9 protein-coding genes are annotated in these 13421 nt (G+C 73.3%); all 9 read left to right on the top strand.

Translation table 11 applies throughout. The features are described 5' to 3' along the window. Positions 1 to 63 precede the first annotated feature (63 nt). The 9 genes from OG896_RS09515 to OG896_RS09475 all read left to right on the top strand — a co-directional run bounded on the left by OG896_RS09515 (position 64) and on the right by OG896_RS09475 (position 12877). Positions 64 to 1632 carry a PucR family transcriptional regulator gene (locus OG896_RS09515; protein WP_329364132.1) on the top strand — a complete coding sequence of 523 codons (1569 nt, stop codon included), beginning with the start codon at positions 64 to 66 and terminating at the stop codon, positions 1630 to 1632. Positions 1633 to 1869: 237 nt separating this feature from the next. After that, a complete protein-coding gene (locus OG896_RS09510) occupies positions 1870 to 3330 on the top strand; it encodes an aldehyde dehydrogenase family protein (protein ID WP_329364131.1) in 1461 nt (486 codons plus the stop codon). A 147-nt stretch (positions 3331 to 3477) separates the two neighbouring features. After that, positions 3478 to 5400 carry an acyl-CoA dehydrogenase family protein gene (locus tag OG896_RS09505; protein ID WP_329364128.1) on the top strand — a complete coding sequence of 641 codons (1923 nt, stop codon included), beginning with the start codon at positions 3478 to 3480 and terminating at the stop codon, positions 5398 to 5400. A 301-nt stretch (positions 5401 to 5701) separates the two neighbouring features. Then, positions 5702 to 6952 (top strand): 1-deoxy-D-xylulose-5-phosphate reductoisomerase, encoded by a 1251-nt coding sequence (gene dxr / locus OG896_RS09500; RefSeq protein WP_328470090.1) that lies wholly within the window; start codon positions 5702 to 5704, stop codon positions 6950 to 6952. Then, positions 6949 to 8268, top strand: a complete 1320-nt coding sequence (locus OG896_RS09495; RefSeq protein ID WP_329364127.1) for a M50 family metallopeptidase — start codon at positions 6949 to 6951, stop codon at positions 8266 to 8268. Before dxr ends, OG896_RS09495 begins: the two co-directional genes overlap by 4 nt. Before the next feature lie 101 nt (positions 8269 to 8369). Next, a complete protein-coding gene (gene ispG, locus OG896_RS09490; RefSeq protein WP_328470094.1) occupies positions 8370 to 9524 on the top strand; it encodes a flavodoxin-dependent (E)-4-hydroxy-3-methylbut-2-enyl-diphosphate synthase in 1155 nt (384 codons plus the stop codon). A 130-nt stretch (positions 9525 to 9654) separates the two neighbouring features. Next, the gene (locus tag OG896_RS09485; protein WP_329364126.1) at positions 9655 to 10500 is read left to right on the top strand and encodes a GNAT family N-acetyltransferase; all 846 of its coding nucleotides are present in this window, start codon (positions 9655 to 9657) and stop codon (positions 10498 to 10500) included. A gap of 68 nt (positions 10501 to 10568) precedes the next feature. Then, a complete protein-coding gene (locus tag OG896_RS09480) occupies positions 10569 to 11114 on the top strand; it encodes a GNAT family N-acetyltransferase (RefSeq protein ID WP_328470098.1) in 546 nt (181 codons plus the stop codon). 65 nt (positions 11115 to 11179) lie between these two features. Next, the gene (locus tag OG896_RS09475) at positions 11180 to 12877 is read left to right on the top strand and encodes a proline--tRNA ligase (RefSeq protein ID WP_329364125.1); all 1698 of its coding nucleotides are present in this window, start codon (positions 11180 to 11182) and stop codon (positions 12875 to 12877) included. The last annotated feature ends 544 nt before the right edge of the window (positions 12878 to 13421 follow it).

Here is a 13421-nt window from a genome sequence, read left to right as displayed (position 1 = left end):
GGGGAATCCAGGGTGTCGGCGACCGGTCGGCAGATCTCCGTCTCTGAACGGCACCAGGTAGGCATGCCTCTCACGCTCGCGTCGCTCGCGCACCACACGTCCCTCAAGCTCACCGTGCTCGCCGCGGGCGGCCGGCTGGGCGCCGAGGTGCGCTGGGTGCACACCAGCGAGCTGGAGGACCCGGCGCCGTATCTGGAGGGCGGGGAACTGCTGCTCACCACCGGGCTGAAGCTGGACACGGCCGACCCCGCGGCGGTGGCCGGATACGTACGGCGGCTGGCGGCGGCGGGCGTGGTCGGGCTGGGCTTCGGCGTCGGGGTGGGGCACGACGAGGTGCCGCGGGCCCTGGTCGCGGCGGCGGACGAAGTGGGGCTGCCGCTGCTGGAAGTGCCGCGGGCGACCCCGTTCATCGCGATCAGCAAGGCAGTGTCGGCGGCGGTGGCCGCGGACCAGTACCAGGCGGTGACGGCCGGGTTCGAGGCGCAGCGCGAGCTGACCAGGGCCGCGCTGGCATCCGACGGCACCGGCGCCCTGCTGGCACGGCTGGCGGCGCACCTGAACGGCTGGGCGGCGCTGTACGACGCGTCCGGCGCGGTGCTGGCCGTGGCGCCGGAGTGGGCGGGCCGCAGGGCCGCGCGGTTGGGCGGCGAGATCGACCGGCTGCGGGCCGTCGCCGCGCCGGCGAGCGCGGCGGTGGCCGGGCCGGCCGGCAGCGAGGACCGGGTCGAGCTTCAGTCGCTGGGCACCGGGCGGCGCCCGCGCGGCTTCCTCGCGGTCGGCACCGAGGAGCGCCTCGACACCGCCGCGCGCTACGTGGTGCACGCGGCCGTCGCGCTGCTGACGCTCTCGCTGGAACAGTCCCGCGCCCTGGTCGCCGCGCAGGGCCGGCTCTCCGCGGCGCTGCTGCGGATGCTGCTGGCAGGCGAGGCGGCGCACGCCCGGGACACCGCGGGGCCGCTGTACGGCACGCTCCTGGACGCGCCGGTGCGGATGCTCATCGCCGAGTCGAGCGGCGCCTCCGCGGCCGCCGGGCCCGGGCCGGAGACGCCGGAGGTGCCGGACGCGCTGGCCCTGCTCGCGGAGCGCGCGGAGGCCGCGGCGGTCCGCGCCGCCGAGCCCCTGCTGGTCGTCTCCGAGGGCGAGCGGCTGATCGTGCTCGCCGCCGAGGGCGCCGCGGCGCTCACCGCGGCCACCGACCTGGCCGAGGCCGAGGACGGGCTCGCGGCCGGCCTGTCCGCGCCGCTGGACCCCGCCGACGCGCCCACCGCCCGCGGCCAGGCCGAGCGCGCCCTCGCGGTCGCCCGGCGGCGCGGGGTGAACCTGGTCGAGCACGGCGAGGTCGGCGTCGGCTCGGTCGTCCCGCTGCTCGCCGACGACGCGGTGCGGGCCTTCGCCGAGGGGCTGCTGCGGCCGTTGCGGGAGCACGACGCGACGTCGCGCGGGGACCTGGTGGCCTCGCTCGCCGCGTGGCTCGCCCACCACGGCCAGTGGGATGCCGCCGCCGCGGACCTCGGCGTGCACCGCCACACCTTGCGGTACCGGATGCGGCGGGTCGAGGAGATCCTCGGGCGCTCGCTGGACGACCCGGACGTCCGCATGGAGCTGTGGCTCGCCCTCAAAGCGGAAACGTAGCCACGGCGCCCTGACCCTAGGGGGTGCCCGGCCTCGTGGTCGCGGGGCCGGGCACCGCGGGTGGCCGGGCTCGCTGCGGCAGACGGTCCCCGACCGGCGGGCCGAGGCACCCCGGCGGATCGGGGGCCCTGGCCAAGTTGTAGCGGAGGGTGGCGGGCGTGCTCCGCCGTGGACAAGGGAGGGGCGCGACGGCGCCGACTACTTTGGTCGCGCATCCGACGAAAGGGCGGGAACACCGTGACCACCACAGGCGCAGCCCCGTACGCGTTCTGGCTTGCCGGCCGCCCGGCCCGCGGCGAGGAGACGTTCGACGTGACCAGCTCGTGGGACGGCGGCCTGGTCGGCCGGGTCAGCGTGCCGGACGAGGACCAGGTCGAGCAGGCCGTCGCGGCGGCGGCCGCGGTGACCGACGCGTTCGCGGCGACCCCCGCCCACGTACGGGCCGCGGCCCTGGACCACGTGGCGAAGCGGCTGGCGGAGCGGGCCGAGGAACTGGCCGCCTTGATCACCGCGGAGAACGGCAAGCCGCTGAAGTGGGCGCGCGGCGAGGTCGGCCGCGCGGTGTCGGTGTTCCGCTGGGCCGCGGAGGAGGCGCGCCGCTTCAACGGCGGCGAGGCGCAGCGGCTGGACACCGACCCGGGCGGCGTCGGCCGGCTCGCGCTGACCCGCCGGTTCCCGCGCGGCCCGGTGCTGGGCATCGCGCCGTTCAACTTCCCGCTGAACCTGGTCGCGCACAAGGTCGCCCCGGCGCTCGCGGTCGGCGCGCCCATCATCCTCAAGCCCGCACCGGCCACCCCGCTGTCGGCGCTGCTGCTCGGCGAACTGCTCGCCGAGACCGAGGGACTGCCCGAGGGCGCCTGGAGCGTGCTGCCGGTGCCGAACGACCGGATGCCCGAGCTGGTGCGCGACCCGCGGCTGCCGGTGATCTCGTTCACCGGCTCCGACACCGTCGGGTACCAGATCATGGACTCCGTGCCGCGCAAGCACGTCACGCTGGAACTGGGCGGGAACGCCGCGGCGGTCGTGCTCGCGGACTGGTCGAGCGAGCAGGACCTGGAGTGGGCGGCCACCCGGATCGCCACCTTCGCCAACTACCAGGCCGGCCAGTCCTGCATCTCGGTGCAGCGGGTCATCGCCGACGCGGCCGTGTACGACGCGCTCGCCGAGAAGGTCGTCGCCAAGGTGCGCGCCCAGGTCACCGGCGACCCCAACGACGCCGCCACCGATGTCGGCCCGCTGGTCAGCGAGGCCGCGGCCGAGCGCGTCGAGCAGTGGGTGGACGACGCCGTCGGCAAGGGCGCGAAGCTGCTCACCGGCGGCACCCGGGACGGGGCGACCTACGCGCCGACCGTCCTGGCGGACCTGCCGGGCGACGCGGTGCTGGCCACCGCGGAGGCGTTCGGGCCGGTGCTGTCACTGCACCGGGTCAACGGCGCCGAGGAGGCGTTCGCGGCCGTCAACGACTCCCGGTTCGGCCTGCAGACCGGCGTGTTCACCCATGACCTCCAGATCGCCTTCCGGGCCCACCGGGTCCTGGAGGTCGGCGGTGTGATCATCGGCGACGCGCCGTCCTACCGCGCCGACCAGATGCCGTACGGCGGGGTGAAGGACTCCGGGCACGGCCGCGAGGGCGTGAAGTACGCGATGGACGACTACACCTACGAGCGGGTGCTAGTGCTGACCGGGCTCGACCTGTAGGGCCCCGGGCGCCCACCGCGGTACGGCCGGGCCGTTGACACCACGTCAGCGGCCCGGCCGTCCTTCTGTGGCTGGTATGCCGGACATGGGGTAGTACGGACACGGAGCACCGGTTCGAAGCCGGCCTACCCGGAGGTGACACACACCGTGTCCGCACCCACCGCAACACGCAACGTCTCAGAACGCGAAGCCCGGCAGGTGGCCGAGGCCGCCCGCGAGCAGGACTGGCACAAGCCCAGCTTCGCCAAGGAGCTGTTCCTCGGCCGGTTCCGGCTCGACCTGATCCACCCGCACCCGCTGCCCGCGCCCGAGGCGGTGGCCAAGGGCGAGGCGTTCCTGGCGCAGCTCGGCGACTTCCTGCGCGCCGAGGTGGACAGCGCCCGGATCGAGCGCGACGCGCTGATCCCCGACGAGGTGGTGCGCGGCCTGAAGGAACTGGGCGCGTTCGGCATGAAGATCGACGAGTCCTACGGCGGTCTCGGCCTCACCCAGGTGTACTACAACAAGGCGTTGGCCATGGTCGGCTCGGTGAGCCCCGCGGTCGGCGCGCTGCTGTCGGCCCACCAGTCGATCGGCGTGCCGCAGCCGCTGAAGATGTTCGGCACCCAGGAACAGAAGGACGCGTTCCTGCCGCGCTGCGCCCGTACCGACATCAGCGCCTTCCTGCTCACCGAGCCGGACGTCGGCTCGGACCCGGCCCGGCTGGCCACCACCGCCGTGCCCGACGGCGACGACTACCTGCTCGACGGCGTCAAGCTGTGGACCACCAATGGGGTCGTCGCCGACCTGCTGGTGGTGATGGCCCGGGTGCCGCGCTCCGAGGGCCACCCGGGCGGCATCAGCGCCTTCGTGGTCGAGGCGGACTCCGAGGGCATCACCGTGGAGAACCGCAACGCCTTCATGGGGCTGCGCGGCATCGAGAACGGCGTCACCCGGCTCCACCAGGTCCGGGTGCCCGCGGCCAACCGGATCGGCCCCGAGGGCGCCGGCCTGAAGATCGCGCTGACCACCCTCAACACCGGCCGGCTCTCGCTGCCCGCGGCCTGTGTCGGTGCGGCCAAGTGGTGCCTGAAGGTGGCCCGTCAGTGGTCGGCGGCCCGCGAGCAGTGGGGCAAGCCGATCGCCGAGCACGAGGCGGTCGGCTCGAAGATCGCGTACATGGCAGCCACCACCTTCGCGCTGGAGGCCGTGGTCGACCTGTCCTCGCAGATGGCCGACGAGGATCGCAACGACATCCGGATCGAGGCCGCGCTCGCCAAGCTCTTCGGCTCCGAGGCGTCCTGGAAGATGGCCGACGAGCTGGTGCAGATCCGCGGCGGCCGCGGCTTCGAGACCGCCGACTCGCTCGCCGCCCGCGGCGAGCGCGCGATCCCCGCCGAGCAGATGCTCCGCGACCTGAGGATCAACCGGATCTTCGAGGGCTCCACTGAGATCATGCACTTGCTGATCGCCCGCGAAGCCGTCGACGCCCACCTGTCGGTCGCCGGCGACCTCATCGACCCCGACAGCACGCTCGCCGACAAGGCCAGGGCGGGCGCCAAGGCCGGCGGGTTCTACGCCCGCTGGCTGCCGAAGCTCGTCGCGGGCCCCGGCCAACTTCCCACCTCCTACGCCGAGTTCGGCGACCTCGCCGGGCATCTGCGGTACATCGAGCGCACCTCCCGCAAGCTCGCCCGCAGCACCTTCTACGCCATGTCCCGCTGGCAGGGCCGGATGGAGCTGAAGCAGAACTTCCTGGCCAGGATCGTGGACATCGGCGCCGAGCTGTTCGCGATGAGCGCGGTGTGCGTGCGCGCCGAGTACCTGGCCGCCGAGGGCGAGCACGGCCCGGCCGCCCGGGGCCTGGCCGACGCGTTCTGCCGCCAGTCCCGGGTCCGGGTGGAGGAGCTCTTCGCCCTCCTGTGGGCCAACACCGACGGCCCCGACCGGCACCTGGCCAAGGCCGTCCTCGACGGCAAGGTCGAGTGGCTGGAGGAGGGCATCGTGGACCCCGTCCGGGACGGCGCGTGGATCGCCGACGCGACCCCCGGGCCGTCCACGGCCGACAACGTACGGCGCCCGGTGCGCTGAACCCCCGCGGGTCGGCTCGCCCGCGTGGCGGGCCGGCCGCGGCGGGCGCCGGCGCGGGCCATGGACGTCAACCCGCCGCCCGCGCCCGCACCCCCCACCGGTTCCCACCGGCCCCCCGCGCGCCCGGCGCTCTCCACAGCCGCCGGGCGTACCCTGACCACCGCCCCGTGCGGACCGCCGCACCGGCCCGCGCACCGGGGCGCACACCGACCACCCGCCGTACACCGCCCGCCACCCGCCGCGACCCCGCCCGACCCGGGCCCGTGCGTGGACAAGGGGCCGGGCAGGACAGAATGACCCCATGACGGACGCTCTCGCAGACCCCCACTACCGCCCGCACGTCCCCGCCGGACCCGACGACGGGCCCCGGGACATCGTGATCCTCGGTTCGACCGGGTCGATCGGCACCCAGGCGATCGACGTGGTGCTGCGCAACCCCGACCGGTTCCGCGTGGTCGCGCTGTCGGCCGCGGGCGGGCGGGTCGCGCTGCTGGCCGAGCAGGCGCACCGGTTGGAGGTGCGCACCGTCGCCGTCGCCGACGAGAAGGCGGTGCCCGCGCTGCGCGAGGCGCTGGCCGAGCGGTACGGCAGCCGGCCGCTGCCGGAGATCCTCGCCGGGCCGCAGGCCGCCACCGAGCTCGCCGGCCTGGAGTGCCACTCCGTGCTCAACGGCATCACCGGCTCCATCGGCCTGCGTCCCACGCTCGCCGCGCTGGCCGCCGGCCGGGTGCTGATTCTCGCCAACAAGGAGTCGCTGATCGTCGGCGGCCCGCTGGTGAAGGCGCTCGCCAGGCCCGGCCAGGTGGTGCCGGTGGACTCCGAGCACTCCGCGCTCTTCCAGGCGCTGCTGGGCGGCAGCCGGGCCGAGGTCCGCAAGCTGGTGGTCACCGCCTCCGGCGGGCCGTTCCGCGGCCGCACCCGCGCCGAGTTGGCTGGCGTCACCGTCGAGCAGGCCATGGCCCACCCGACCTGGGACATGGGGCCGGTGGTGACGATCAACTCCGCGACCCTGGTCAACAAGGGCCTCGAGGTGATCGAGGCGCACCTGCTCTTCGACGTGCCGTTCGACCGGATCGAGGTCGTCGTCCACCCGCAGTCCTACATCCACTCGATGGTGGAGTTCGCCGACGGCTCCACCCTCGCGCAGGCCAGCCCGCCGGACATGCGGATGCCGATCGCGCTGGGCCTGGGCTGGCCGCACCGGGTGCCGGACGCCGCGCCGGGCGTCGACTGGACGAAAGCGGCCACCTGGGAGTTCTTCCCGCTCGACAACGACGCGTTCCCTTCCGTCGCACTGGCCCGACATGTCGGTAGCCTCGGAGGCACCGCGCCCGCGGTGTTCAACGCGGCCAACGAGGAATGCGTCGAAGCCTTCCGCACCGGCCGGCTGCCGTTCACCGGGATCGTGGACACCGTGGCCAGGGTCGTCGAGGAGCACGGCACGCCGGCGTCGGGAACTCGACTGACGGTCGAGGACGTCCTCGAAGCGGAGACCTGGGCGCGGGCCCGGGCCGGTGAACTGGCGCAAGCAACGGAGGCAGCAGGCGTATGACGGCTCTCATGACGGTCCTCGGCATAGTCGTCTTCGCCGTCGGTCTGATGATCTCCATCGCGTGGCACGAGTTGGGCCACCTGACCTGGGCCAAGATCTTCAAGATCCGCGTACCGCAGTACATGGTCGGCTTCGGCCCCACCTTGTGGTCGCGCAAGAAGGGCGACACCGAATACGGCTTCAAGGCGATCCCGCTGGGCGGCTACATCCGGATGATCGGCATGTTCCCGCCCGGTGAGGACGGCCGGATCACCGCCCGCTCCACCTCGCCGTGGCGCAGCATGATCGAGGACGCCAGGACCGCCGCGTACGAGGAGCTCCAACCGGGCGACGAGACGCGGATGTTCTACACGCGCAAGCCGTGGAAGCGCGTCATCGTCATGTTCGCCGGGCCGTTCATGAACCTCGTGCTCGCCGTCGCGCTGTTCCTCACCGTCTTCATGGGCTTCGGCATCAGCATGTCGACCACCGTGGTCGGCCAGGTCAGCGACTGCGTGATCTCGCAGGCCGACACCTCCCACCGCGACGCGAACAACCCGTGCCGCGCGTCCGACCCGGTGGCGCCGGCCAAGACCGCCGGGCTCAAGGCGGGCGACAAGTTCGTGGAGTTCAACGGCAAGCCGGTGAAGAACTGGTCGGAGCTGTCCGAGGACATCCGCAAGGGCGCGGGACCGGCCACCATCGTGGTGCTGCGGCACGGCCAGCGGGTCACCCTGCACCCGGACATCACCACCAACACGGTGGCCAAGACCGACAGCGACGGCAACCCGACCGACGGCAACCCGGTGAAGGCCGGCTTCCTCGGCTTCAGCCCGGCCAGCCACATCCAGCCGCTCGGCTTCGCCGACTCCGTCGACCACATGGGCGACATGGCCAAGCAGGGCGTCGACTCGCTGGTCTCGCTGCCCAAGCGCATCCCCGACCTGTGGAACGCGGCCTTCCACCACGCGCCGCGCAAGGCGGACTCGCCGATGGGCGTGGTCGGCGCGGCCCGGGTCGGCGGCGAGGTCTTCGCGATGAAGGCGCCCGCCATCGACCGGGTGGTGACGATGGTCATGCTCGTGGCCGGCTTCAACCTGTCGCTGTTCCTGTTCAACATGCTCCCGCTGCTGCCGCTGGACGGCGGCCACATCGCGGGCGCGCTGTGGGAGGCGATCCGGCGACACGCCGCCCGGGTCTTCCGCCGTCCCGACCCCGGACCGTTCGACGTGGCCAAGCTCATGCCGATCGCCTATGTCGTGGCCGGAATCTTCGTGTGCTTCACACTGCTGGTTCTGATCGCGGATGTGGTCAACCCGGTCAAACTGAGTTCGTAATGGCCCGAGCCGGGTGAGAGTCGTGGGCGGGGTGTCGTAATCTCGATGCTGGAGCCCGCCCACGACGGGACCTCGTTCCACACCTTGGGGATGCCACGCAGATGACCGCGATTTCGCTCGGTATGCCGGATGTTCCGACCAAACTCGCCGACCGCCGCAAAAGCCGTCAGATCCAGGTCGGGAGCGTCGCGGTGGGCGGCGACGCGCCGGTCTCCGTGCAGTCGATGACCACCACCCGCACTTCCGATATCGGCGCCACCCTCCAGCAGATCGCCGAGCTGACCGCGTCCGGCTGCCAGATCGTCCGGGTCGCCTGCCCCACCCAGGACGACGCCGACGCGCTCGCCACCATCGCCCGGAAGTCCCAGATCCCGGTCATCGCCGACATCCACTTCCAGCCGAAGTACGTCTTCGCGGCGATCGACGCGGGCTGCGCGGCGGTCCGGGTCAACCCCGGCAACATCAAGCAGTTCGACGACAAGGTCAAGGAGATCGCCAAGGCCGCCTCGGCGGCGGGCGTGCCGATCCGGATCGGCGTCAACGCCGGCTCGCTGGACCGCCGGCTGCTGGAGAAGTACGGCAAGGCCACCCCCGAGGCGCTGGTCGAGTCCGCGCTGTGGGAGGCGTCGCTCTTCGAGGAGCACGACTTCCGCGACATCAAGATCTCCGTGAAGCACAACGACCCGGTGGTCATGGTCAACGCCTACCGGCAGCTCGCGCAGCAGTGCGACTACCCCCTGCACCTCGGCGTCACCGAGGCGGGGCCGGCCTTCCAGGGCACCATCAAGTCCGCGGTCGCCTTCGGCGCGCTGCTCGCCGAGGGCATCGGCGACACCATCCGGGTCTCGCTGTCCGCGCCGCCCGCCGAGGAGGTCAAGGTCGGCATCCAGATCCTGGAGTCGCTGAACCTGCGCCAGCGCCGCCTGGAGATCGTCTCCTGCCCGTCCTGCGGCCGCGCCCAGGTCGACGTCTACAAGCTCGCCGACCAGGTCTCCGCCGGCCTGGACGGCATGGAGGTCCCGCTGCGGGTCGCCGTGATGGGCTGCGTCGTCAACGGCCCCGGCGAGGCCCGCGAGGCCGACCTCGGTGTCGCCTCCGGCAACGGCAAGGGGCAGATCTTCGTCAAGGGCGAGGTCATCAAGACCGTGCCCGAGTCGCAGATCGTCGAGACCCTGATCGAGGAGGCCATGAAGCTGGCCGAGCAGATGGAGGCGGCCGGTGCCGCGTCCGGTGAGCCGCAGGTGAGCGTCTCCTGACCGCACGTCTCCGGCCGGGTGCCGCGTTCGGGGCACCGAACGCGGCACCCGGCGCACCCGACCGCAGCCGCCCGCGGTGCCCGCTGACCTCGTCCGCCGAGGAGCGCGGACCGTACGGTCAGGCGCGCCCGTGCTGACCCAACCGACCGCCCGCGTCCTCGAACCGGGCGATCTCGACGCCGCCCTCGCGGTCCTGGACCGGGACCCGGTCGCCAACGCGTTCGTCACCTCGCGGGTCAACATCGCCGGCCTCGACCCCTGGCGGCTCGGCGGCGAGATGTGGGGCTGGTACTCCGCCGGCCGCCTCACCTCGCTCTGCTACGCGGGCGCCAACCTCGTGCCGATCTGCGCCACCCCCGAGGCCGTCAGCGCGTTCGCCGACCGCGCCCGCAGAGCCGGCCGCCGCTGCTCGTCGATCGTCGGCCCGGTCGACGCCACCGCCGACCTGTGGGCACGGCTCGAACCGTACTGGGGTCCCGCCCGCGAGGTGCGCGCCCGGCAGCCCCTGATGACCACCCGCGCGCTGCCCGCCGACGTGGCCCCCGACCCGCTCGTCCGCCGGGTGCAACGCAACGAGATGGAGGTGATCATGCCCGCCTGCGTGGCCATGTTCACCGAGGAGGTCGGCGTCTCGCCGATGGCCGGCGACGGTGGGCTGCTCTACCAGGCGCGGGTCGCCGAACTCGTCTCCGCGGGGCGGGCGTTCGCCCGGATCGAGGACGGCGAGGTGGTGTTCAAGGCCGAGATCGGCGCCGTCACCCGGCACACCTGCCAGATCCAGGGCGTCTGGGTCGCCCCCTCGCACCGCGGCCGCGGCCTGTCCGAGACCGGCATGGCCGCGGTCCTGCACTACGCCCTGCGCGACGTCGCCCCGGTCGCCAGCCTCTACGTCAACGACTTCAACACCCCCGCCCGCGCCGCCTACCACCGCGTCGGCTTCACGGAAGTCGGCGCCTTGATGTCCGTGTTGTTCTGAGCGTCGGAGCAGAGCTCGCACGGTGCCCGGGAAGAGGGGGCGGGCGGGAGGCGATAGGGTCGCGCGTCATGGAGAACGTGGTGGTCGGCCCGTGTGCGCTCAGCGAGCACGTGGACGAGGCGCTGGGCGTGCAGGCGGTGGCGTTCGGGCTCGGGCCGGAGGAGGTCGCGATCCGCCGGCAGATCGTGCTGCGCCACCTGGCGTGCACGGGTGCGCGGGCGCTGGCCGCACACAGCACATCCGACGGCCGGATGGTCGGCTTCGTCTACGGCCTGCCCAACGACCGCGCGCACTGGTGGTCGAGCGTGGTCCAGCCATACCTGCGCGCGCAGGGCAACGACGGCTGGCTCGACGACTCCTTCGTGATCACCGAACTGCATGTGCTGCCCGACTTCCAGTCCCGCGGCATCGGCCGCCGGCTGATCACCGAGATCACCGACACCGCCACCGAGCCGCGCAGCATCCTCTCCGCGATCGACGGCGAGAGCCCCGCCCGCCATCTGTACCGCGCGCTCGGCTACCGCGACCTGGCCCGCCCCGTGCACTTCCCCAGCGCGCCCCGCCCCTACGCCGTGATGGGCGCCCCGCTGCCGCTGTCGCGCCGCCCGGAATAACCGCTACGGCCCCCGCCCGCCCGCTGGATATCCTCGCCGGACCTTCGAGGAACACGGAGAACACGATGGTCCTGCGCATGTCCAGGCTGCTGCTCAAGACGTTGCGTGACGACCCGGCCGACGCGGAGACCACCAGCCACAAGCTGCTGGTCCGGGCCGGGTACGTACGCCGCTCGTCGGCGGGAGTGTGGAGCTGGCTGCCGCTGGGCAAGCGCGTGCTGGACAACGTGTCCCGGATCGTCCGCGAGGAGATGGACGCGATCGGCGGCCAGGAGGTGCTGCTGCCCGCGCTGCTGCCCCGCGAGACGTACGACGCCACCGGCCGCGCCGACGAGTACGGCGACCTGCTCTTCACGCTCACCGACCGCAAGGGGACCGACTACGTCCTCGGGCCCACCCACGAGGAGAGCTTCACCCTGCTGGTGAAGGACCAGGTCACCTCCTACCGCGACCTGCCGGTGATCGTCTACCAGATCCAGACCAAGTACCGCGACGAGGCCCGGCCCCGCTCCGGGGTGCTGCGCGGCCGCGAGTTCCAGATGAAGGACGCCTACTCCTTCGACCTCGCGCCGGAGGGGCTCGCCGAGGCGTACCGGCTGCACCGGGAGGCGTACACCCGGATCTTCCGCCGGCTCGGCCTGGACTTCCGGATCGTCTCCGCGGTGTCCGGGGCGATGGGCGGCTCGGCGTCCGAGGAGTTCCTGGCGCCCGCCGCGGCCGGCGAGGACACCTTCGCGGACTGCCCGGAGTGCGACTACGCCGCCAACACCGAAGCGGTCGTCTTCACCGCGCAGGTCCCCGCGGCGGCCGACCCCGGCCCGGTCGAGGAACTGGACACCCCCGGCACCGCCACCGTCGAGGCGCTGGCCGCCGCGGTGTCGGTGCCCGCCGCCGCGATCCTGAAGAACCTGCTGGTGAAGGTCGACGGCGAGATCACCGCGGTCGGCGTGCCCGGCGACCGCGAGGTGGACCTCGGCAAGCTCGCCGAGCACCTCGCCCCCGCCACCGTCGAGATCGTCACCGCCGAGGACTTCGCCGCCCGGCCCGACCTGGTACGCGGCTACGTCGGCCCGCAGGGCCTGAGCACGCTGGGCATCCGCTACCTCGCCGATCCCCGGGTCGCCGCCGGCACCGCCTGGGTCACCGGCGCCAACAAGCCCGGCCGGCACGCCGCCAACGTGGTATGCGGCCGTGACTTCACCGTCGACCGCCACCTCGATGTCGTCACCGTCGAGGCCGGCGACCCCTGCCCCCGCTGCGGCGCCGGGCTGCGGCTGGACCGCGCCATCGAGATCGGCCACATCTTCCAGCTCGGCCGCAAGTACGCCGACGTCTTCCGCCTCGACGTCCTCGGCCCCGACGGCAAGCCGGCCCGCGTCACCATGGGCTGCTACGGCATCGGGGTCTCCCGCGCCGTCGCCGCCCTCGCCGAGCAGACCGCCGACGCCCACGGGTTGTGCTGGCCCGCCGAGGTCGCCCCCGCCGACGTCCACGTGGTCGCCGCGGGCAAGGGGGGCGCGGCCGAGCTTGCCGCCCGCGCGGCCGACGAACTCGACGCCGCCGGGCTGCGGGTCCTCCTCGACGACCGCGACGGGGTATCGCCGGGGGCGAAGTTCACGGACGCCGAGTTGATCGGGGTGCCCCGTGTGCTCGTTGCCGGCCGCCGCGCGGCCGACGACGTCCTCGAACTCCGCGACCGCCGCACCGGCACCCGTGAGGACCTCCCCCTGACCGACGCGGTCGCCCGTCTCCGGGGTGCCTGACCCCCGGGGTCCGGTGTCCTGTCGGCTCAGGGACCACCCCCCGGTGGCGAGCCGGCCGCGCAGTTCCCCGCGCCCCTGGGTGATTGCCCCTTGCGGTCGGGCCTCCGCCATCCCTCCAGTGGGTGGCCTGGCGCTCAGCTCTCCCCCCGGCTTCGCCGGGAAATACCCCCTGCCCCTGGGCCGGTGACACTCTTTTCGCGGAAAAGCCGCGGAAATCCAGGGGCGCGGGGAACTGCGCGGGTAACCGGTCACCGGGTGGTACTCGGGAGCGGCGCGCGGCACGGCGCGGCGGGGAGCCGCGCGGGCGGCCACTGACCGGCCTGTGGCCGGGGACTGGCGTCGGCCAGGATGGCGTGTGGCCGAAGGGGCGCGGGGAACTGCGCGGGCAACGGGCCACCGGGTGGTACTCGGGAGCGGCGCGCGGCATGCCGTGGCGGGGAGCCGCGCGGGCGGCCACTGACCGGCCTGTGGCCGGGGACTGGCGTTGGCCAGGATGGCGTGTAGCCGAAGGGGCGCGGGGAACTGCGCGGGTAACCGGTCACCG

It is taken from the genome of Streptomyces sp. NBC_00669 (assembly GCF_036226785.1).
Lineage (GTDB): Bacteria > Actinomycetota > Actinomycetes > Streptomycetales > Streptomycetaceae > Actinacidiphila.
This window is presented reverse-complemented; position numbering and strand designations above follow the sequence as displayed.

Excerpts from the sequence above, each read along its gene's own strand:
- OG896_RS09515 (WP_329364132.1), top strand. The coding sequence starts at position 64 with ATGCCTCTCACGCTCGCGTCGCTCGCGCACCACACGTCCCTCAAGCTC.
- dxr (WP_328470090.1), top strand. The coding sequence starts at position 5,702 with ATGACGGACGCTCTCGCAGACCCCCACTACCGCCCGCACGTCCCCGCC.
- OG896_RS09495 (WP_329364127.1), top strand. The coding sequence starts at position 6,949 with ATGACGGCTCTCATGACGGTCCTCGGCATAGTCGTCTTCGCCGTCGGT.
- ispG (WP_328470094.1), top strand. The coding sequence starts at position 8,370 with ATGACCGCGATTTCGCTCGGTATGCCGGATGTTCCGACCAAACTCGCC.
- OG896_RS09480 (WP_328470098.1), top strand. The coding sequence starts at position 10,569 with ATGGAGAACGTGGTGGTCGGCCCGTGTGCGCTCAGCGAGCACGTGGAC.
- OG896_RS09475 (WP_329364125.1), top strand. The coding sequence starts at position 11,180 with ATGGTCCTGCGCATGTCCAGGCTGCTGCTCAAGACGTTGCGTGACGAC.